Here is a 19,958-nt window from a genome sequence, read left to right as displayed (position 1 = left end):
TTATCCAACTACTTCCTTGACCTTTACGCCAATCTCTGCAGGAGAGTCCACAACGTGGATACCACATTCCCGCATTATTCTCTTCTTGGCTTGCGCAGTATCATCACTACCCCCAACTATGGCTCCAGCATGACCCATGGTTCTACCGGCAGGAGCAGTTTCACCAGCAATGAATCCAACTATGGGCTTCGAACTTCCACTTTCCTTATACCATTTGGCGGCATCAGCTTCCAGCTGACCACCAATCTCCCCAATCATCACCACACATTCTGTTTCTGGATCGTTGATCAAAAGCTCAACCGCTTCCTTGGTTGTAGTCCCAATAATAGGGTCACCTCCAATACCAATGGCAGTTGTGATACCCAATCCCTGACGTACCACCTGATCAGCAGCTTCATAGGTTAACGTACCAGACTTGGAAACAATTCCAACATTTCCTTTTTTGAACACAAATCCTGGCATGATACCAACTTTGGCTTCTTCAGGAGTAATAACTCCCGGGCAATTGGGACCCACTAAAGTGCAATCCAAATCTTTGATATAATCATTGGCTTTTACCATATCCGCAACCGGGATTCCTTCCGTGATGGTAATAATCACTTTTATACCAGCACTGGCAGCTTCCATAATTGCATCAGCAGCAAAGGCTGGCGGTACAAATATGATACTTGTGTCCGCTCCTACCTTGGTAACCGCATCTTCAACGGTATTAAAAACAGGCTTGCCCAAGTGTTCCTGACCACCTTTTCCAGGGGTAACCCCTCCCACTACATTGGTTCCATACTCAATCATCTGACCTGCATGGAAAGTTCCTTCACTTCCCGTGAAGCCTTGAACAATAATTTTTGAATCTTTATTTACTAGGACACTCATATGTTGTATTTGTTAGCCTCGACAAAAGTATGTCATTGGTGCTAAAAGTTAAAGTATTTTATTAGCTATTTCCCGTTATCTTTTTTAGCAGCGATGGAAGGTTTTTTAAGGTGTTGATTTCTCTCATTTTAGTACGGGCTTCTTCAGCCGGACTACCAAAATAGGCTTTGCCTCCCTCCAAGCTCTTGGCCACTCCGGATTGCGCATAGACCACAGCTCCTTTTCCAATGGTAATGGCACTGATAACCCCTACCTGTCCCCAAAGAACCACTTCATCCTCTATCACCACACAGCCTGCAATTCCTGTATGCGAAGCAATTTGACACTTTCTTCCTATTACGGTATCATGCCCTATTTGAATTTGATTGTCCAACTTGGTCCATTCCTTAATGGTGGTATCCCCGGTCACTCCTCTGTCAATGGTGCAAGAAGCGCCAATATCCACATTATCTTCCACTACTACCCTGCCGCTGGACAACAATCGCTCAAACCCTTCCTCTCTTTTCTTGTAATAAAACGCATCTGAACCCAAGACCGAACCACTGTGTATGATTACATTATCTCCAATCAGGCAATTGTCGTAGATGGAAACATTGGCGTGTATCAAACAATTTTTACCAATTTTTACATTGTTCCCTATAAATACGTTGGGTTGAATAACAGTGCCTTCCCCTATTTCGGAAGAATCGGCTATAGCAGAACTTGCGTTTTTAAAAGGTGAAAAATGATGGGTAAGTTTGTTAAAATCACTGAATGGGTTATCCGAAATTAAGAGGGCTTTGCCCTCTGGGCATTCCACTTCCTTATTAATCAAGACTACGGACGCTTTGCAGGCCAGTGCCTTATCGTAGTATTTTGGATGATCCACAAACACAATATCACCTTCCTCCACCACGTGAATTTCATTCATGCCCAAAACTGGAAAGTCCTCACTTCCCACAAATTTGGCATGAATTAATTCTGATATTTCCTTTAGGGTATAGGTTCTAGGAAATTTCATTCCGCATTACTCTTTTACCCGCTCTTGGTAGTTGCCTTTATCCGTATCCACCTTTATTTTATCCCCTTCGTTGATAAACAAAGGAACATTGATACGTGCTCCAGTTTCAACAGTAGCAGGTTTGGTGGCATTTGTGGCGGTATTACCTTTCACTCCCGGTTCTGTGTGGGTGACTTCCAAAATGACACTGGCAGGCATTTCCACAGAAAGTGGCATACTGTCCTCGGTGTTGAACAAAATGGTCACCACTTCGCCTTCTTTCAACAAATCCGGAGCATCCAGGGAACTTTTCTCCAATGAAATCTGGTTGTAATCATCGGTATTCATAAAATGAAAAGTATCTCCCTCAGCATAAAGGTATTGGTACGAACGGGTTTCCACTCGTACATCATCTATCTTATGTCCTGCAGAAAACGTATTGTCAATCACTTTACCAGTTGTAACACTTTTGAGTTTTGTTCTCACGAAAGCGGGTCCCTTTCCAGGTTTTACATGAAGAAACTCAACAATCTTATAGATATCATGATTGTATTTGATGCACAGTCCTTTTCGTATATCGGATGTATTTGCCATAATCTTAATTTGAACTAAAGTATCCTTTCATAATTCCTCGCTGGGAATCTCTTATAAATTGAAGTATTTCATCCCGCTCCGGCGTGGCTACCATCTCGGCTTCAATAATTGAAGCGGCTTGGGTGTTGTTGTAATTTTGTTGATATAGAATCCTATATACATTCTGGATTTCCCTGATCTTGTCCGATGTAAATCCGCGTCTACGCAGCCCAATGGAATTTATTCCCACATAAGACAAGGGCTCCCTGGCAGCCTTTACATAGGGAGGAACATCCTTTCTAACCAAGGAACCTCCAGTTACGAAGGCGTGATTTCCTATGGAAACAAATTGATGTACGGCCACCATTCCCGCCAAAACCACATTGGTGCCTATGGTCACATGACCCGCCAAAGTGGAATTGTTGCTGAAGATACAGTTGTCGCCAATGAAGCAGTCATGAGCGATATGGCAATACGCCATAATCAGGCAATTGTTACCAATGACCGTTTTCATTCGGTCTGCAGTACCCTTATTGATGGTAGCACATTCCCTAATGGTCGTATTATCGCCAATATGGACTGTGGTTTCCTCGCCTTGATATTTTAAATCCTGGGGGGTGGCAGAGATAACAGCGCCTGGAAATATGTTACAGTTTTTTCCAATTCGGGCGCCTTCCATAATGGTCACATTGGAACCAATCCATGTTCCTTCGCCAATAGTTACGTTGTTATGTATGGTGGTGAAGGGTTCAATCACCACATTCTTGGCAATTTTTGCCCCTGGGTGGACGTAAGCCAGCGGTTGATTCATATTATTCTCCCTTTACTTTAGTGATTTGAGCCATGATCTCGGCTTCGGAAACCAACCTTCCGTTGGCATAAGCCCTACCTACCATCTGGCAGATACCCCTTCGAATTGGAGACAAAAGGTCCAACTTAAAGATAAGGGTATCCCCTGGCACAACTTGATGTTTGTATCGAACGTTATCGATTTTCAAGAGATAAGTAAGATAATTTTCTGGATCAGGTACGGTACTCAACACCAAAATACCCCCAGTTTGGGCCATGGCCTCAATCTGCAAAACTCCTGGCATTACAGGTGCTCCTGGAAAGTGCCCAACAAAAAAGGGCTCGTTCATGGTAACGTTCTTTAGCCCAATCACATGTTCCTCGGATAATTCCAAAATCTTGTCGACCAGTAAAAACGGAGGTCTATGCGGAAGCATATCCATTATCTGGTTCACATCTTTGACAGGTGGAGCATTCAAATCCACATCCGGAACATAGTTACGACGCTCTTGCTTTATTATTTTTTGAAGTTTTTTGGCAAACTGGGTATTTACAAAATGACCCGGTTTGTTTGCGATAACCTTACCCCTAATTCGCGTTCCGGCCAAAGCCAAATCCCCAACAACATCCAACAGTTTATGTCTTGCTGCTTCATTTGGATGATGTAAGGTTAAGTTATCCAGTATTCCGTTGGGTTTAACCGAAAGCTTTTCCTTTTTGAACGCCTTTTCCAATTTTTTCATGGTGGATTCAGAAATCTCCTTATCCACATAAACAATTGCATTGTTCAAATCTCCACCCTTGATCAAACCATGTTCCAAGAGCATTTCAAGTTCATGAAGAAAGCTAAAGGTACGGGCATCCGCAATTTCTTCCTTAAAATCACAAATGTGTTGCAAGGTGGCATTTTGGGTTCCCAATACTTTGGTGCCAAAGTCTACCATCGTGGTTATTTTGTATTCCTCTGCTGGGATCACAGTTATCTCGCTTCCAGTGGCCTCGTCCTTATAGGAAATGACATCTTTTACAATGTACTCCTCACGATCGTGCTCCTGCTCTACAATTCCAGCTTCTTCCAAGGCTTCAACAAAGAATTTGGAAGAACCATCCATGATTGGGGGTTCCGGTGCATCCAGTTCTATAAGGACGTTGTCAATGTCCAAACCTACCAAGGCGGCAAGAACATGTTCAGAGGTTTGGATTTTGACCCCATTTTTTTCCAAATTGGTTCCTCGTTGGGTGTTTACCACATAGTTGGCATCGGCCTCAATGATAGGCTCGCCTTCCAGGTCAACACGTTTAAAGGCAAATCCATGGTTTTCCTTGGCGGGAACGAAGGTCATCGTAACATCTTCCCCGGTATGCAAGCCTACACCTTTTAGGGTAACCTTGTCTTTTATAGTGCGCTGCTTTACGCTAGTCTTGCTCACTGTCAATTCTTTTTTCTAAGTTGGAGATTTGATTTACCAGTTTCGGTAAATTCTTAAAGTGTACATAAGATTTATTGTAATCGCCATAGTTCAAGGCAGGGGATCCTTGTAGAACCTCGTCATCCTTTACGTTACGCCCAATCCCGGATTGCGCTTGAATCTTTACGCGATCACCTATGGTGATATGGCCCACAATTCCCACCTGCCCTCCAATGAGGCAGTTCTTTCCAATTTTGGTGGAACCGGCAACCCCTGTTTGGGCAGCAATTGCGGTATTCTCACCTATTTCAACATTGTGTGCTATTTGTATTTGATTATCCAATTTTACTCCTTTACGAAGTATGGTTGAACCCAAAGTGGCTCGATCTATGGTAGTTCCGGCACCCACATCCACGTTATCTTCCAGAATAACATTTCCAGTCTGGGGAACCTTGCTATATTCGCCATTGGAGTTAGGTGTAAACCCAAACCCATCGGCACCGATTATGGCCCCACTGTGAATTACACAATTGTTTCCGATAATGGACTCAGAATAAATCTTCGCCCCAGCAAAAACAAATACGTTGTCTCCCATGGTTACATTATCGCCAATGTATACGTTAGGATATATTTTTACATCCTTTCCAATTTTTACATTGTTGCCCAAATAGGAAAAGGCCCCTAAATAAAAACCTTCCCCATAAGAGGCAGATTCTGAAATGAAACAGGGATTTTCAATCCCCACCTTGTTGTTCTTTACCTGATTATAGTATTCCAACAGCTTCGAAAAGGATTTATAGGCATCATCCACCTTGATCAAAGTGGTCGACAAATCCTGTTCAGGGATAAAATCCTTATTTACAATGGTAATGGAAGCTTTGGTAGAGTATATATAAGAGGTGTACTTTGGATTGGCCAAGAAGGTCAAAGAACCCTTTTCCCCCTCTTCTATTTTGGATAATTTGTGGACAGCAATTTGAGGATTACCCTCAACTTCTCCCTCTAAAATTCCGGCAATTTGGGTGGCTGTAAATTTCATTTCTGCAAAAGTAACAAAATTTGTTAAACGGCTTGTTTAGGATAGCAGCAGTAATATTTGGTCACTGTCTTGGACAGGGCCTTTAAGCTAAGTTGATCCGATTCCTTTAATACATCTGTGACCTTGCCGTTCTTCTTTAAGATGCTAATGGCTTGGTGATTGCCACTATATGCTTTGTTTGATATCTCACCTGTGAACACAAAACAGGATGCATCCGATGTTGACAAACCCCACTCGGTTTGTATTTGTTCCAATTTATCTTCCATCTTCTCCAAAGTAATGGGTCGATTCTTGATTTTCACATGCAACAGATTTCTATTCAATACCATTTGGCAAAGTTTGGATAGCACAACATCCGAATGTTTTTGCCACGATTTTATGGCCGATAGCACATCCACATCATCTAGCTGGGCAAACAGGTCTAAAGTGGAAGTTGGGATTGACGTTCCTGATATGCCTTTTAAGAAAAATAGAAAAGCTTCGCTTCCCTCCAAGGTATCGCCTTCATTGACCAACTTCCTGGCCCTTTGCATAATCCGAATCAACATCTGTTCTGCACACAGTCCTGTTTTATGCAGGTACACCTGCCAATACATGAATCTTCGGGCCATAAGAAACTTCTCCACCGCATAGATTCCCTTTTCTTCAACCACCAAATGTCCATCCACCACGTTCAACATGGAGATCAAACGCTCGGAATTGATGTTACCTTCTGTAACCCCGGAATAGAAACTGTCGCGTTTCAAATAGTCCAAGCGATCCATATCTAATTGACTGGACACCAACTGATTCAAAAATGGCCTGGGATATTCCCCTTTGAATATGGAGATGCCCGTATCCAATTGTCCATCAAATTCCTTGTTCAAAGCAGTCATGAATTCCAGGGAAAGTTGTTCATGATGGAAGCCGGGAATAACGAAACCTTCCAAAGCATGCGAAAAAGGGCCATGTCCTATATCGTGCAGCAAAATAGCACAGAGCAAACCCGTTTCCTCTTCCTCACTAATTTCAATATTTTTCCAACGCAGGGTCTGGATGGCCTTGGTCATCAAATGCATACTTCCCAAAGCATGGTGAAATCGGGTATGGTGCGCACCTGGATAAACCAGATAGGACATTCCCATTTGGGAAATTCTACGCAATCGCTGAAAATATGGGTGGGCGATCAGCTTAAAAATAAGTTCATTGGGAGTTCCAATAAAACCGTAAATTGGATCGTTAAATACTTTGAGCTTATTGGTCTGTGCCAAGGGCTTTGTGTTTAATTCCGCAAAGATAACCACTATATGAACAAGATCACAATTCTGTGGGTCGATGATGAAATTGACCTATTAAAACCCCATATCCTTTTTCTTGAAAACAAAGGCTACAAAGTAGTGACCAGCCAAAGCGGACAAGATGCGCTGGAAGAGATAAGAAGTACCTTTTTTGACATTGTTTTTCTGGACGAGAACATGCCGGGCATTTCTGGTCTGGAAACCCTGAACGAAATTAAAAAATATGACGCCTCCATCCCCGTGGTCATGATTACCAAGAGCGAGGAGGAATATATTATGGACGAGGCTATTGGATCAAAAATTGCAGATTACTTGATCAAGCCCGTTAATCCCAATCAAATTTTACTTTCGCTCAAAAAGAGCTTGGACAACTCCAGATTGGTTTCTGAAAAGACGACAGCAAATTACCAGCAAGAATTTCGGAAAATTGCGATGGACTTGTCCATGGTGAACAGCTATGACGAATGGGTAGAGCTCTACAAAAAGCTTATTTACTGGGAGCTTCAGTTGGAGGAAATTGAAGATTCCGGGATGTTCGAGATTTTGGAATCCCAGAAAGTGGAGGCCAATGCCCAGTTCAGTAAGTTCGTGGATAAAAACTACCAGGATTGGTTTAAGGATGGAGATGGGCCAACCATGTCGCACACGCTGTTCCGAAAAAAGATTCAACCTGAGGTTGAAAATCAGAAAACCTTATTGGTTGTTATTGACAACCTTAGATATGATCAATGGTTGGCCTTTGAGGAGACCTTGGCCGTTCATTATAAGAAAAAGCTTGAGAGTTCCTATTACAGCATCCTGCCCACCGCCACCCAATATGCCAGAAACGCCATCTTTTCGGGCTTGATGCCCTTGGATATGGAAAAAAGACATCCGGATTGGTGGAAAAATGATACGGATGAAGGAGGCAAAAATTTGTTTGAAGCCGAATTTTTGGGTGCCCAACTTAAAAGGTTGGGCATGGACATTAAATGGGAGTACCATAAGATCAGCAACCTGAGACAAGGGAAGCAGTTGGCCCAGAATTTTAAATCCCAAAAGGATAATGACCTCACGGTGTTGGTTTACAATTTTGTTGACATGCTCTCCCATTCCAAAACAGAAATGGAGGTAATCAAGGAACTTGCTGCGAACGACAAAGCCTACCGTTCGTTGACCTTGAGTTGGTTTAAAAATTCACCCTTGTTGGAAATTGTGCAACAAGCCCAATCCCTGGGCATGAAATTAATCCTGACCACCGATCACGGAACCATTAATGTAAAACAACCTTCCAAAGTTATTGGGGACAAAGCCACGAGTTTAAACCTTAGGTATAAAACCGGGAGAAGTCTTACCTATAATAATAAGGAAGTGCTGGCTTCAAGAAATCCGCAGGACATACATCTCCCCAATATAAACTTGAGCAGCTGTTTCATTTTTGCCAAAAACGATATGTTCTTTGCATATCCCAATAACTACAACCATTACGTAAGTTATTACCGGAACACGTATCAACATGGAGGAGTTTCGTTAGAGGAAATGATTGTTCCTTTTGTAGTTTTGGATCCAAAATAGCGTAGTTTGAAACGTACCTTTCAATTATCGGAAATTGATCAAGTGGCCCAAAACATACTGGACACCGTTCCACACAAGACACTTCTTTTTTATGGTGATATGGGAGCAGGTAAAACTACATTGATCAGGGCCTTAGTCAAAAATTTGGATGGAGTTGATGAGGCCAGTAGTCCAACTTTTGGTTTGGTAAATGAATATCATGATCGGCAGGGTCAACTATTGGGATACCATTTTGATTTTTATCGAATTGAAAATGAGGCCGAGGCTTTGGACTTGGGGCTGGAAGACTATCTATCCACAGAAGCTTGGCTCTTTATGGAATGGCCAGAAAAGGTAAGTTCTTTGTTACCTACCCAAGCTGTATCCATTTACTTACACTTCATCGATGAAAACACTCGTTCAATCGAGTTTAGTCTAGAGTAATAATTAATTCGTCTACCTTATTTGAACATTTCGATTAACGGTATCGAATTCGGTAAAAAGTTCCCTTTTTTGGATTAAATGCAATTTTTATCGATGAAATGCATTGTAGGTAAGTAAATTTTCCTACATTTGTTATTGAAATGAATTCATTTATTAACCAAAAACTCTTTTACGATGAACACTAAAAGATTATTTTTTGGATTACTTGCTATTGGATTTTTGGCGATGACGGCGGTTTCTACTGACGTTATTACTGTAGACCAAGATCAAACTGCAAGTATTGAAAAGAGCAAAATTAAAAGACCTCGATAGGTTTATTTAGTTTTATTCGAATCGAAAAGCCCTTCTTTGAAGGGTTTTTTTATTACAATAAAATCATGTATTTGCAGTTATGCATATACAATGATAGAAAGAAAGCGCATAAAAAGTAAGCTATTTTTTGAGGGAATACTGGCATTGATCATTGCACTCACGCCCATTATATTCTATTCATACAAGTATGTTCCAATTGGGCAGCAGGAAATCTCCAGTGCTATTTTTACATTATCATCAAATGGCTTTGAGGATGTTGGAACAGCGTTATACTTTTACTTGACAAAGTTGGTTCCGTTACTACTATTGATTTTTTGGTTCGTGACTTGTAAAAACTGGTGGTATCATGCTATTTTAATACCTATTTCCATGTATGCCTTCCAATTGTATTCTACCTTTACATCAGACTCTAATCGAGTTGACGAAAACGAGGTTTTATACGTTATGGCCGTCACCATGGTTATAGTACCGATCGTTTACTTCATAAGGATCAAGCTATTTGACAAACACGTCCATGGAATTGATCTGGATTCTATGGATACCGAACTTCGCATTCTTAAAGAAAAGGAAGAACTCCGTAAAGAACGTGAGAAACTGGAACAGCGGCAGCACACCCTTTCAAAAAAAATGTAAATTTGTTTTAAACCCGCTGCGGTTCTTTCAGATTTGCAATGTATGGACCAACCTTCCTCCCCTTTTAGTAAACAACAACTGTTACCCCAGGAAGAAACCCTTGAGATTCTCAAACAAAAAGGTGAGCTCTTTATTGGCATTCCCAAGGAAAACCAATATCAGGAAAAACGTATTTGTCTTACCCCGGATGCGGTCAACGCCATTTCGGCACATGGACATCGGGTACTTATTGAATCGGGAGCTGGCGAGGGTGCCAACTTTACGGATGCAGATTACACCGAAGCCGGGGCGGAAATAAGCCGGGATACCAAAAAGGTTTTTTCCTGTCCCATTATTCTAAAGGTGGAACCCCCTACCCTTTCAGAAATTGATTTGATCAATCCACAGACCATTGTCATCTCTGCCTTACAAATTAAGACCCAGTCCAAGGAATATTTTGAAACCTTGGCCAAGAAACGATTAACCGCCATTGCTTTTGAATACATCCGGGATGAGGACGGGAAATACCCAGCTGTTAGATCACTTAGTGAGATTGCGGGCATCTCCTCGATTCTTATAGCATCTGAGTTAATGGCCACCACCAACAAAGGCAATGGACTCATGTTTGGAAATATTAGTGGCGTACCACCCGTGGAAGTAGTCATTATTGGAGCTGGAACTGTGGGTGAATTTGCTGCGCGGTCGGCCTTGGGTCTAGGAGCCAACATCAAGGTGTTTGACAATTCCATTACCAAACTAAGAAACATACAGACCAATCTTAATCAAACGGTTTATACATCTACCATTCAGCCCAAGAATTTATTGAAGGCATTGAAACGTTGTGATGTGGCCATCGGGGCAGCCCGCGGGAAGGACCGTTCCCCAATTGTAGTTTCAAGTTCCATGGTAGAGAACATGAAAAAAGGAGCGGTGATTATTGATGTCAGCATTGACATGGGTGGCTGTTTTGAAACTTCGGAAGTAACCAGCCATGACAAACCCACTATAGAAAAGTTCGATGTAATCCATTACGGGGTTCCCAACATCCCTTCACGTTACCCAAGGACCTCCAGTATTTCCATAAGTAATATCTTTACGCCCTATTTACTGAAGATTGGTGAAGATGGCGGTTTGGAACACTCGCTGCGTTTTGACAAAGGTCTACGAAATGGGCTGTACATGTACCATGGCATTCTGACCAATAAATCTGTGGGAGACTGGTTTGGCCTCACCTATAATGATATTAACTTTCTAATTTTTTAATACGGAATGGCATTTTTAAGGCGCTTGGGATGGTATCTGGTAGGACTGTCCATAGGGATTGTATTTCTTGTTTTCTTTCTTAAGAAAAAATCTGGGGAGAACGGAATTGATTTCTGCTATTTTCCCAACTGTAGAGTGCTCAAGGACATGCGCTCCAAGCCATTGTCTTTTGGCGATCAAGTTCCAGAGCAATTCCGAGACACGCTATTAATTCAATCCTTTTTACAGGATGGGGATATCGATTTTGGGAACAGCGATACCAAATCCGAGCCTTGCAAAACCTATACGGTCTTGCTTTCAGAAGGGAATCAACAAAAGGAGCTGATCGCTAAAAATTGCCCGGAACAAGTTTCAGTAGAGTCCATCATGATCAGTCAGCGTTAACCTCTTATCTGAATCCCAGAAAGCATGTTCAAACTTCCCTACATTTTCCTTTGTCTTCTACTGGGTTTTGTAAATTTTTACGGACAAGATTCTGCTGAAATATCTTTGAAAGACCTTGATTTCGATGAAATAAAAAGGATATGGATTGAAGAGCCAGATTCTTATCGAGATACTTATTTTGATCATCATGTAGCCAAGGCAAAGGAGCTAAAGGATACACTGCAATGGGCCCATGCTTATAGATATCTCTCCAGGGAAGTGGATATGGAGCAAGGAATCAAATATCTTGATTCTTCCATGACAATAGCACAAAACATAAAACTCATCAGTCAACAAGAACTGGAGAAATTCATGGCTTTAGCACATTTTTCCAAAGCTGCTATTTATTATTTAAATTATGTTGATGATAAAGCAGTCGTGTCTTTTATAGAGAGTTATCATTGGGCAAGGAAAGCAAAGGACATTTATTTTCAATCGGTGGTTTTATCCGAGATTGCCAACGCCAAAGCGGAATTTGGTCAAGAGAGCGAAGCCATCTTACTTATTCGAAAAAATTTGGAGTTTCTTAAACAGAATCAGGGCAAAATGGAACGATGGGACGAATCTTATCTTCTCAATCTCCATAACATGTCAAGATGCCTGACCTTCGCAAAGAAAACAGATTCAGCAAAAGTATATATTAAACGCGCTATACAATTTGCTAACCGGAAGGGAAATTATGAATTCTATCAGGAATTGATCATACTCGATGCCCAGATAGAATACTACAAAGGAAACTGGGAAAGAGCTAGGGATACCATCCTGAAATATGCAGAATCTTCCATCGGAAGTTCCAAGGCCGATAAATTGTTTTACTTGGGTGAAATCGAGGGGGAAATGGGTAATTTCGATTTAAAAAGAAGCCATTTTATAAAATTCGACAGTATAATGGCTTCCTTGAAGTATCCGCTGTTTGATAACGCCAACGAAGTATATCAAAGTCTACTGAAAGATGCTATCAAAAGAGATGACAAAGAAGGACAGCAATATTATTTAGACAGATTGATTTACTATGACAGCCTCTTGATAAAAACGCAAAATCATTTGCAAGAAATCACCTTAAAAGAATTTGACCTTCCCTTGGAAGCTGAGGAAAAGTCGTTATCAGACCAACTGATTGCCCAAAAAAGCAAACTATTGTTGGGATTTTATGTTCTCTGTGCAGTTCTGTTCTTAGGACTGGCCAGTGTTTACTTTCGTTATCGAAAAACGAAATCACGACTGGCCAAGGTAATGTCCCAGCCCGTTCAGGTTGAAAAAGGCCAAGCTAAAGGCATCCAAAATACCGATGACAAGCTGGACACACAAATGTTGTCAACTGTCTTGGACAGCTTAAACCTATGGGAAAAGGAACTTGGTTTTTTGGACGGGTCGGTTACCCAGCACGATTTGGCCAAGATGATAAAGACCAATAGTACTTATTTGTCCCAAACCATAAACCATTACAAAGGACAGAACTTTTCCAGCTACCTAAAGGATATACGAATAACCTATGCTATAAATCATTTGAAAGAAAATCCCGGAATGGCCAAAACCATGTCCATGATCCAAATTGCAGAGCACTATGGCTTTAACTCCCTCCCAGTATTCTCAAAAACCCTGAAGCGAAAAATTGGTGTAACACCCGGAGTATTTATCAAGCAGTTGGTCAAAGAAAAAGATATTTCCTAGAATTTTGCTTGACCCTATTTTCTGGCAGCAATCAATTCCTTTAGATACCACCGTAGGTTTTCTATGTCGTACTCTAACTGATTATCTACCATAATTACAGGATACTGTACCCGTTCAACATTTGGTTCTTTTTGTCTTATAAGTTCAAACATGACCTTTGAATAATACTCGTTAGAAGAAGCGTCCAAATATGTAAAGGGCATTTTCTTTCGTTCCAACATTTCTTTTGTATATGTAGAACGGGGACACCCTTCTCCATAAAAAACTACCAGGGTACTTTCATTCACCTTCAATGAACTTAGGAATTCTTGTTTGATGCGTTTCTTTTGTCTTATTAACTCCTCCTTTGTAGGAGCAGCCTTATAGGTATAGTTAGTTTCGTAAGACCAAGGTTTTCCCTCTGGAATAGCAAGTACAATTATTTGTTCGGAACCATTGGCGGGAATCAATTTGGTAATGGGGCCCTAATAGCCAATTAGGTTTTTAACTGTAATGTTCAATGTAAACTGATTAGTTACGTCCGTACTGTTTTTTGCAATAAAAGCCAAACTGCTATCTGATTGCTGTGTTATTAGTTCTATCTCCTCGTTTTGGGAATGCAATAATTGCAGCGACAATAACGACATTAAAAAGAAATTATAAATTATGCTAGTTTGATTATTCTTTTGCGCTTTCATCATTATATAAAGTGTTTACAGACATGCATACTCCAATTTATTAAGAATATGTTTGGGACAATAATCAACCTAAGGAATCATTACCGGGATGAAATGGGGTAAATGTTTGCTAAAGTATTACAATGATCATAAAATTTAAAAAGTAAGTAATTGGTGTCTGCTGGTATTCCAACAATTTTTATCACATCCATTTACTATTATTTGGGGTAATCAAGGGTAACCATATCCAACTTTGTTTTGTTCTTGACCTTGAATTTACCTTCTGCAATAGTAAAGGTGACCGCAACACTTTCCCAACTGAAATGACCATTATGTCGGTAATAAAAAATGAAATAATTTTCTTCATCAATAGGTACAGCAGAGGAGATTTGATAATACCCTTGCCATTCAGGGACCTTCTCAAATATATCAATCCTTTTACTTATTAGTGCAGGATTGTGATTGTCATCAACTTGTAATCTTTCGATTATAGCCTGTGTCTGCATCGCTGATAGATGAAGATGTTTTTCTATAAAGTTGTGACCCTTCAAATCCTTAGCAAGGTATTCCCGTGCTATGGAATTAGCCTTTTTTTTAATGAGCACCAACCTTTTATTTCTGATGGCCCTATAGTATCTGATGCTATCGGTCTTTGTCATCTTGCCTTTTTTCACTAAAGACTTAACCTTTCGTTGATGCAAAACAGAGATTGCAGTGTCCTGAGATACAATAAAGGCGACCAATTTATTATAGATTTCATCACTTAGCTTTTTTTGGACTGGATGTTCTGAATATCCTGTCAAAGGAACCATAAAATTCCGATGTTGATTATTCGACAGTTTATAGTGTAGTCGGAGGATTCCAGTTTTTTTTGTATAACATTCGGTACCCGTTGCATGGTATTCCAAAAACATTCCATAGGCTCTATATGTTGTGGCATCCCAAGTAAAACCAATACAATTTTCCTGACCATGTTTATAATAATATTCGATACTCTCATTCCTATTCAAAGAAATAGGTCTTTTAAGCTTACCGCGTTCCATTATTGACACCCTATCAGGAGTTCCGAAATATTCCAATACATCACTCAAAACTTTAGACCCGTTATCACCAAATTCCAACATGGTCCAAAGGATATTGTTTTCATCCGACACCCCCAATGCGAAGTCGTTTATGGGATAACCCAAAAACCACAGTTTTTCGTTTCCAGTATAGAGGTAATTGAAATAGGGAATATCAAACTTTACATTTAAATCCACATAAGTCATCTCCGTAAACATATCCTTATAATCGGCTATGCTAGTATTCAGGAGGCGAGCATATTTTTGATCATCTTGACCAATGGCCCGCATAATGACCAACATGAAAATCAAAATCATTGAAAGTCTTCTATTCCACATGTTACATACGTTTATAATTATGTATTTACAATGATCAATCACATTTTGTTCCAATAGCAAGTGGACCAAAGCCTGTTGTTTCATACTCAATCAAGTTCTCAATCGATTCCTTTACCAAAGGATCCATTAAGGTCCATGCAATGGAATCAAAAAGACCCGTCCATGCCAAGGCTTCTGCTTGGATTTCATCTATACCGTAATTTCTAGTGGTAGCAAAAGTTTGAATATAATCAGCCATAACATCAACCACACCCACCATAATTCGATGTTGAGCATAGGCCAGGTCATTAGGTGGCATTGGGCCATTTTGAATTTTGGCTACTTCAGCCGACCATTTATCCGCCAAAATAGCCATGTCAAGATTCTCCGGGTTATCAAACACGATTCCCTTCTGATCTAATTGATAAAGCATAAGGGCATGGACATTTTCATGGAGGACAGTGGCAAAAATAGATACGTCAGTTGCTAAATTTAAATAGGTGGTATTTAGATAAATGGTCATATCACTAATTCTGCTATTAGCTAGTGTAACATGTGTCTCGCCTAAAGTTAGTCGACCTTCACGATCGTCTTCCAAAACTTTGTGTTTATAGGTAATGTCAAAATCGCTGTCATCATTACCAAAAGCATCCTTCATAGTGCCCCAAACATCGAGTTCAGCAGACAATGCCTTACCAATTATGCCCTCAGTACAAGGATATCCTTCTAATAGGTCTGGGGCAATGATTATCCTTTCGGGCTGCACGCGAGGCTTTGGTATAGAGCTTACTTGCCCACTGCCATCAAGGGCTGCAAATCCCCAGCTGTTCTGGGAAGGGGGTAGCGATGTACCAGAGGGTACAAACACATATGTTCTTGTCTCTTGGGTAGTTGTATTATAATATTCATTGGCCTGTCCAACTCCGTCGCCATTTCTATCCAAGTACCAGTCAGTATAGCTGTATGAAATTTGCCATTCATAGTGGCCGCCACCGTATTTGCAACCACCAGTACCTGTCTGAGGTGGTGGACACCCATTTTGCACCGTGCACCTCGCAACAACCTTGGCATCACATCTGGCTACTTCCGGTTGAGGAAGATTCGTAGTATTTCCAATGTCTTTAACACCTTGATATGCCTCTCCTTTGCGATAAAATCTAGCCATATCTACAGTACCTTCAATATCAAACAAATATACCATACCTGTGAAATTGCCTTCCTCTAGTTCAAAATACGAATCAAAAGCCACGCCATTATGTGAATCCATTCGCACCAACCAATAAGCTGGGGACTTATCGACAATAGTAACTAGCAGACTATAAGTGATATCGGTAATCTCACCCGCTTCGAGTTCTGGTTTTATAATTTCTTCAACATTATATTCATACCAGATCCTGTCCTCAATATTAATGGTTTTATACTCATTCCAAGAAATAATAATGTTTTCTGAGTGTATACCCGAATACTCCCCAAAGTTCCTATGATTGAAATTGGACTTTATCATTCCTTGTTCTGTAAATTGAATTTCCTCCACCATGGAATCCAAATCAAAAGTTTCTGTCTCACAACTTATTATCAATAAAGCTGTCACAATACCTAAAAAGAGATATAAATTAGTTCTTTTTTTCATACGATAATTGATATTTGAGATTAACATTAATTGTCGCCATCATTTTTATTCTTGAAGAGCTTAGCATTAAAACAATGAATCGCTAATTTGCGCTCTACCTTTTAAAAAATTGACGTGGAGTAAAATTGAAAGAGAATCCTGGATTAGACAATTCAAATCCATTTCCATTTATAAATGCACCTATCCATTTATAAATTGAACTAAAAAACAGGGTAAAAATGACCTGAAAACAAAAGAATGAATGATACGATGACCCAAATAGAGTGTTATCCTCCTATCAAATGAAGTAGTTAAAAGATGTATTCTTTAAACTGAATAGAACCACACGAACTATAAGTCCAACTTCCTACGCTGCTTTTCTTTTTGCAACAGAGCCAATTCCCGTGTGGTCTGCCCTGACACGGAAGTATTCTCCTCTGCCCTTCGGATCAAATAGGGCATTACATCTTTCACCGGACCATAGGGTACATATTTGGCCACGTTGTAACCTGCTTCCGATAAGTTGAACGAGATATGATCGCTCATCCCATACAATTGTCCAAACCAAACATTGGAATTGTTTTTTTCAAGACCTTTTTGCTCCATTTGTTCCAAGAGCTTTAAAGAACTTGCCTCGTTATGGGTGCCTGCAAAAATGGAAATGGTATCCAGATGATTCATGATAAAGGACACGGCACAATCAAAGTTTTCGTCCGTGGCTTTTTTAGATACGCAAATGGGACTTTTATAGCCTAGTTCTTTGGCGCGATCATTTTCCTTCTCCATGTACGCTCCGCGAACAACCTTTAATCCAATTTTGAATCCTTGCTCTTCTGCCAATTGGTTCAGTTGCTCCAAATAGTCCATTCGATCCCAACGATACATCTGCAACGTATTAAAAACAACCGCCTTTTCCTTATTGTACTTCCGCATCATGTCCAAAGCAATATCATCCGCAGCTTGTTGCATCCAACTCTCTTCGGCATCAATCAATAACTTAACGTCCAAATCGTGCGCTTTTCTGCACACTTGCTCATAACGATTCAGTAATCGTTCCCAGGCTAGCGTTTCCTGATTATCCAGATTTCCCCCTGCGCTTACTTTTTCATACAACTCAAACTTCCCAAATCCTGTAGGTTTGAACACAGCAAAGGGGATGGCCTCTTTTTCTTTCACAAAGTCCAATACTTCCAACGTCTTTTGAAGCGCAAAATCGAATTGATCTTCAACTTCCTTGCCTTCCACAGAATAGTCCAAAATGGAACTTACTCCATTGGCAAACATTTTATCAATTATGGGGATACAATCTTCCTCATTGACTCCACCGCAGAAATGGTCAAATACCGTGGCACGTATCAACCCTTCAATAGGTAAATGCGCTTTTATGGCAAAATTGGTAACCGCAGTTCCAATTCTTACCAGAGGTTCATTCGCTATCAGTTTAAAAAGGAAATATGCACGTTCCAATTCGGAGTCGGTTTTCATTTGGAACGCTATTGCAGTATTCTCAAAATCTGGCTGCATTGTTATGAATTTATTAAAGATTCAAATATAAGTAGCCACTTTGGATCATTATCTATAAAATTAGTCTTTATTTAGCGGTGCAATTACATTTTATGGATTCCATTAAATCGCACGCTTACGAGGTATATCTGGAAGAATTGGCGGAAGCCTCTCTGAGACAACATGTTGCCAAAAGCAACTACTCCAAAATCTTTGTTTTGGTGGATGAAAACACCAAAAAATATTGTCTTCCCCTGCTCGAGGAGAAAATGAGGGGTGAGGTTCCAGTGGATGGTATTTTTGAAATTGAATCCGGAGAGGAAAACAAACACATCCAGACCTGCATGCTTGTATGGGAATGGTTATCCGACCAAGGTGCTGATCGAAAAAGTCTATTGATCAATCTTGGGGGAGGTGTACTCACTGACCTAGGTGGGTTTGTGGCTTCCACTTTTAAAAGGGGAATCGATTTTATAAACATCCCCACTACACTTCTTTCCATGGTAGATGCTTCCGTGGGTGGTAAAACCGGAGTGGATTTGGGAGTTCTCAAAAATCAAATTGGGGTAATAAACCAACCGCAAATGGTCCTTGTCATTCCTGAATTTCTCCACACGCTTGATCAGCGGCAACGAACCAGTGGATTTGCTGAAATGCTTAAACACGGTTTAATCAAGGATGAAGCCTATTGGAAATCGCTTAGGGAAACCAAAGACTATGGGAATGCAGCCACCATACAAAAATCCATCAGTATAAAGAATGAGGTGGTCACAGAGGATCCAACAGAACAGAATATAAGGAAAATCCTGAATTTTGGACACACCTTGGGGCATGCCATAGAATCCTACTTTCTGGAAAATCCAAACAAAAAGAGTTTGTTGCACGGAGAAGCCATTGCTGTGGGAATGATTCTGGAGGGCTACCTATCCCATAAATTAAAAGGGCTATCCGGATTATCACTTCAAGAAATCAAAGAAACTTTTCTGAAACATTTTGAGAAGGTGGAATTTGAACCAGAGGACATAACTGCTATTGTTGAGCTTTTAAAATACGATAAGAAAAACTCGCATGGCGATATCAATTTTGTACTGCTTCATAGTATTGGAAAAGCTGTGACCGACATCAAGGTTCCTGAAAATTTATTTGCAGAATCCTTTGCATACTACAAAGAATCTTAGGTACATATACTAAAACTTGTCATTTACAACTCTTTGGCCCGGTCAGTTTTAAAAATTTATAGCTTAGGATAGGAAACCATAAACCTATCCATAATGAAACGTGTATTAATAGATTACAAAAAGCTAGATCGCAAAGTGGCGGCGGTTTTAATCGATTCTTATCCCTACGGTTATGGGGATGAAGATATCATTACCCTTAAAAAACCCAACGGGGATATTATTGAAACCGTGGAAGTAAAAACGGAGGACACCATCTATTTGGTGAAAATCAGTAAAAGTCTCTCCAACTTCATTTCCAACTTTGAGGAGAACATGGAAAAAGAGCTTGGGAATACGGAAAAGACAGAGGCCGTACTTGGCGAAGGTGAAGAATCCGTAAATCCTGAAATAGACCCTGATCAAGAACAAGAAAACGAAGGCCTATACTAAAAACTAC

The 19,958-nt window shown here is 40.4% G+C and carries 20 protein-coding genes; 9 read left to right on the top strand and 11 right to left on the bottom strand.

Features of this window, described 5'->3' with window-relative positions; translation table 11 throughout:
* The 7 genes from sucD to ACOOE0_RS14050 all read right to left on the bottom strand — a co-directional run bounded on the left by sucD (window position 1) and on the right by ACOOE0_RS14050 (window position 6,912).
* Window positions 1-873 carry a succinate--CoA ligase subunit alpha gene (gene sucD, locus ACOOE0_RS14080; RefSeq protein WP_420399539.1) on the bottom strand — a complete coding sequence of 291 codons (873 nt, stop codon included), beginning with the start codon at window positions 871-873 and terminating at the stop codon, window positions 1-3.
* A 61-nt stretch (window positions 874-934) separates the two neighbouring features.
* Complete coding sequence (locus ACOOE0_RS14075) at window positions 935-1,873, bottom strand: UDP-3-O-(3-hydroxymyristoyl)glucosamine N-acyltransferase (RefSeq protein WP_420399538.1); 939 nt, start codon at window positions 1,871-1,873, stop codon at window positions 935-937.
* Between the two features lie 6 nt (window positions 1,874-1,879).
* Window positions 1,880-2,446, bottom strand: coding sequence for an elongation factor P (efp, locus tag ACOOE0_RS14070; RefSeq protein ID WP_420399537.1), 567 nt, complete (start codon window positions 2,444-2,446; stop codon window positions 1,880-1,882).
* Window positions 2,447-2,450: 4 nt separating this feature from the next.
* The gene (gene lpxA, locus ACOOE0_RS14065; protein ID WP_138832804.1) at window positions 2,451-3,236 is read right to left on the bottom strand and encodes an acyl-ACP--UDP-N-acetylglucosamine O-acyltransferase; all 786 of its coding nucleotides are present in this window, start codon (window positions 3,234-3,236) and stop codon (window positions 2,451-2,453) included.
* Between the two features lies 1 nt (window position 3,237).
* Window positions 3,238-4,644 (bottom strand): bifunctional UDP-3-O-[3-hydroxymyristoyl] N-acetylglucosamine deacetylase/3-hydroxyacyl-ACP dehydratase, encoded by a 1,407-nt coding sequence (locus tag ACOOE0_RS14060; RefSeq protein WP_420399536.1) that lies wholly within the window; start codon window positions 4,642-4,644, stop codon window positions 3,238-3,240.
* Window positions 4,631-5,662, bottom strand: coding sequence for a UDP-3-O-(3-hydroxymyristoyl)glucosamine N-acyltransferase (gene lpxD / locus ACOOE0_RS14055; RefSeq protein ID WP_420399535.1), 1,032 nt, complete (start codon window positions 5,660-5,662; stop codon window positions 4,631-4,633). The genes ACOOE0_RS14060 and lpxD overlap by 14 nt, the downstream gene beginning before the upstream one ends.
* Before the next feature lie 23 nt (window positions 5,663-5,685).
* Window positions 5,686-6,912, bottom strand: coding sequence for an HD domain-containing protein (locus ACOOE0_RS14050; RefSeq protein WP_420399534.1), 1,227 nt, complete (start codon window positions 6,910-6,912; stop codon window positions 5,686-5,688).
* Between the two features lie 36 nt (window positions 6,913-6,948).
* On the opposite strand from ACOOE0_RS14050, the gene ACOOE0_RS14045 reads away from it, so the two are divergent.
* The 7 genes from ACOOE0_RS14045 (at window position 6,949) to ACOOE0_RS14015 (ending at window position 13,197) form a co-directional block, all read left to right on the top strand.
* Window positions 6,949-8,493, top strand: a complete 1,545-nt coding sequence (locus tag ACOOE0_RS14045; RefSeq protein WP_420399533.1) for a PglZ domain-containing protein — start codon at window positions 6,949-6,951, stop codon at window positions 8,491-8,493.
* A gap of 6 nt (window positions 8,494-8,499) precedes the next feature.
* Window positions 8,500-8,916, top strand: coding sequence for a tRNA (adenosine(37)-N6)-threonylcarbamoyltransferase complex ATPase subunit type 1 TsaE (gene tsaE, locus ACOOE0_RS14040; RefSeq protein WP_420399532.1), 417 nt, complete (start codon window positions 8,500-8,502; stop codon window positions 8,914-8,916).
* A gap of 174 nt (window positions 8,917-9,090) precedes the next feature.
* Window positions 9,091-9,228, top strand: a complete 138-nt coding sequence (locus tag ACOOE0_RS14035; protein ID WP_420399531.1) for a hypothetical protein — start codon at window positions 9,091-9,093, stop codon at window positions 9,226-9,228.
* Between the two features lie 90 nt (window positions 9,229-9,318).
* On the top strand, window positions 9,319-9,861 hold the full coding sequence (locus tag ACOOE0_RS14030) for a hypothetical protein (RefSeq protein WP_420399530.1): 543 nt from the start codon (window positions 9,319-9,321) through the stop codon (window positions 9,859-9,861).
* A 42-nt stretch (window positions 9,862-9,903) separates the two neighbouring features.
* Window positions 9,904-11,103: an alanine dehydrogenase gene (locus tag ACOOE0_RS14025; protein ID WP_420399529.1), complete on the top strand. Its 1,200-nt coding sequence runs from the start codon at window positions 9,904-9,906 to the stop codon at window positions 11,101-11,103.
* 6 nt (window positions 11,104-11,109) lie between these two features.
* The gene (locus ACOOE0_RS14020) at window positions 11,110-11,487 is read left to right on the top strand and encodes a DUF4258 domain-containing protein (RefSeq protein WP_420399528.1); all 378 of its coding nucleotides are present in this window, start codon (window positions 11,110-11,112) and stop codon (window positions 11,485-11,487) included.
* Window positions 11,488-11,511: 24 nt separating this feature from the next.
* Window positions 11,512-13,197: a helix-turn-helix domain-containing protein gene (locus ACOOE0_RS14015; RefSeq protein ID WP_420399527.1), complete on the top strand. Its 1,686-nt coding sequence runs from the start codon at window positions 11,512-11,514 to the stop codon at window positions 13,195-13,197.
* Between the two features lie 14 nt (window positions 13,198-13,211).
* On the opposite strand, the gene ACOOE0_RS14010 is transcribed toward ACOOE0_RS14015, so the two are convergent.
* The 4 genes from ACOOE0_RS14010 to ACOOE0_RS13995 form a co-directional block, all read right to left on the bottom strand.
* A complete protein-coding gene (locus ACOOE0_RS14010) occupies window positions 13,212-13,646 on the bottom strand; it encodes a glutaredoxin family protein (RefSeq protein ID WP_420399526.1) in 435 nt (144 codons plus the stop codon).
* A 425-nt stretch (window positions 13,647-14,071) separates the two neighbouring features.
* Window positions 14,072-15,253: a hypothetical protein gene (locus ACOOE0_RS14005; RefSeq protein ID WP_420399525.1), complete on the bottom strand. Its 1,182-nt coding sequence runs from the start codon at window positions 15,251-15,253 to the stop codon at window positions 14,072-14,074.
* A gap of 34 nt (window positions 15,254-15,287) precedes the next feature.
* Window positions 15,288-16,862: a hypothetical protein gene (locus ACOOE0_RS14000; RefSeq protein ID WP_420399524.1), complete on the bottom strand. Its 1,575-nt coding sequence runs from the start codon at window positions 16,860-16,862 to the stop codon at window positions 15,288-15,290.
* Between the two features lie 330 nt (window positions 16,863-17,192).
* A complete protein-coding gene (locus ACOOE0_RS13995; RefSeq protein WP_420399523.1) occupies window positions 17,193-18,365 on the bottom strand; it encodes a proline dehydrogenase family protein in 1,173 nt (390 codons plus the stop codon).
* A 92-nt stretch (window positions 18,366-18,457) separates the two neighbouring features.
* Here ACOOE0_RS13995 and aroB point away from each other — a divergent pair, with 92 nt between their 5' ends.
* Both aroB and ACOOE0_RS13985 read left to right on the top strand, forming a co-directional pair.
* Window positions 18,458-19,522, top strand: coding sequence for a 3-dehydroquinate synthase (aroB, locus tag ACOOE0_RS13990; protein WP_420399522.1), 1,065 nt, complete (start codon window positions 18,458-18,460; stop codon window positions 19,520-19,522).
* Window positions 19,523-19,615: 93 nt separating this feature from the next.
* A complete protein-coding gene (locus tag ACOOE0_RS13985; protein ID WP_420399521.1) occupies window positions 19,616-19,951 on the top strand; it encodes a hypothetical protein in 336 nt (111 codons plus the stop codon).
* Window positions 19,952-19,958: the final 7 nt, after the last annotated feature.

The sequence above is a fragment of the Flagellimonas sp. genome, from assembly GCF_965215805.1.
GTDB lineage: Bacteria > Bacteroidota > Bacteroidia > Flavobacteriales > Flavobacteriaceae > Flagellimonas.
Note: the sequence above shows the minus strand (reverse complement) of the source record. Positions and strands in the feature narration are given on the sequence as shown.

What these genes read in the sequence shown, in the direction of transcription:
- ACOOE0_RS14045 (WP_420399533.1), top strand. Translation starts at nt 6,949, where the DNA reads ATGAACAAGATCACAATTCTGTGGGTCGATGATGAAATTGACCTATTA.
- lpxA (WP_138832804.1), bottom strand. Translation starts at nt 3,236, where the DNA reads ATGAATCAACCGCTGGCTTACGTCCACCCAGGGGCAAAAATTGCCAAG.
- efp (WP_420399537.1), bottom strand. Translation starts at nt 2,446, where the DNA reads ATGGCAAATACATCCGATATACGAAAAGGACTGTGCATCAAATACAAT.
- aroB (WP_420399522.1), top strand. Translation starts at nt 18,458, where the DNA reads ATGGATTCCATTAAATCGCACGCTTACGAGGTATATCTGGAAGAATTG.
- sucD (WP_420399539.1), bottom strand. Translation starts at nt 873, where the DNA reads ATGAGTGTCCTAGTAAATAAAGATTCAAAAATTATTGTTCAAGGCTTC.
- ACOOE0_RS14075 (WP_420399538.1), bottom strand. Translation starts at nt 1,873, where the DNA reads ATGAAATTTCCTAGAACCTATACCCTAAAGGAAATATCAGAATTAATT.
- lpxD (WP_420399535.1), bottom strand. Translation starts at nt 5,662, where the DNA reads ATGAAATTTACAGCCACCCAAATTGCCGGAATTTTAGAGGGAGAAGTT.
- ACOOE0_RS14000 (WP_420399524.1), bottom strand. Translation starts at nt 16,862, where the DNA reads ATGAAAAAAAGAACTAATTTATATCTCTTTTTAGGTATTGTGACAGCT.
- ACOOE0_RS13985 (WP_420399521.1), top strand. Translation starts at nt 19,616, where the DNA reads ATGAAACGTGTATTAATAGATTACAAAAAGCTAGATCGCAAAGTGGCG.
- ACOOE0_RS14020 (WP_420399528.1), top strand. Translation starts at nt 11,110, where the DNA reads ATGGCATTTTTAAGGCGCTTGGGATGGTATCTGGTAGGACTGTCCATA.
- ACOOE0_RS14015 (WP_420399527.1), top strand. Translation starts at nt 11,512, where the DNA reads ATGTTCAAACTTCCCTACATTTTCCTTTGTCTTCTACTGGGTTTTGTA.
- ACOOE0_RS14025 (WP_420399529.1), top strand. Translation starts at nt 9,904, where the DNA reads ATGGACCAACCTTCCTCCCCTTTTAGTAAACAACAACTGTTACCCCAG.
- ACOOE0_RS14035 (WP_420399531.1), top strand. Translation starts at nt 9,091, where the DNA reads ATGAACACTAAAAGATTATTTTTTGGATTACTTGCTATTGGATTTTTG.
- ACOOE0_RS14030 (WP_420399530.1), top strand. Translation starts at nt 9,319, where the DNA reads ATGATAGAAAGAAAGCGCATAAAAAGTAAGCTATTTTTTGAGGGAATA.
- ACOOE0_RS14005 (WP_420399525.1), bottom strand. Translation starts at nt 15,253, where the DNA reads ATGTGGAATAGAAGACTTTCAATGATTTTGATTTTCATGTTGGTCATT.
- ACOOE0_RS13995 (WP_420399523.1), bottom strand. Translation starts at nt 18,365, where the DNA reads ATGCAGCCAGATTTTGAGAATACTGCAATAGCGTTCCAAATGAAAACC.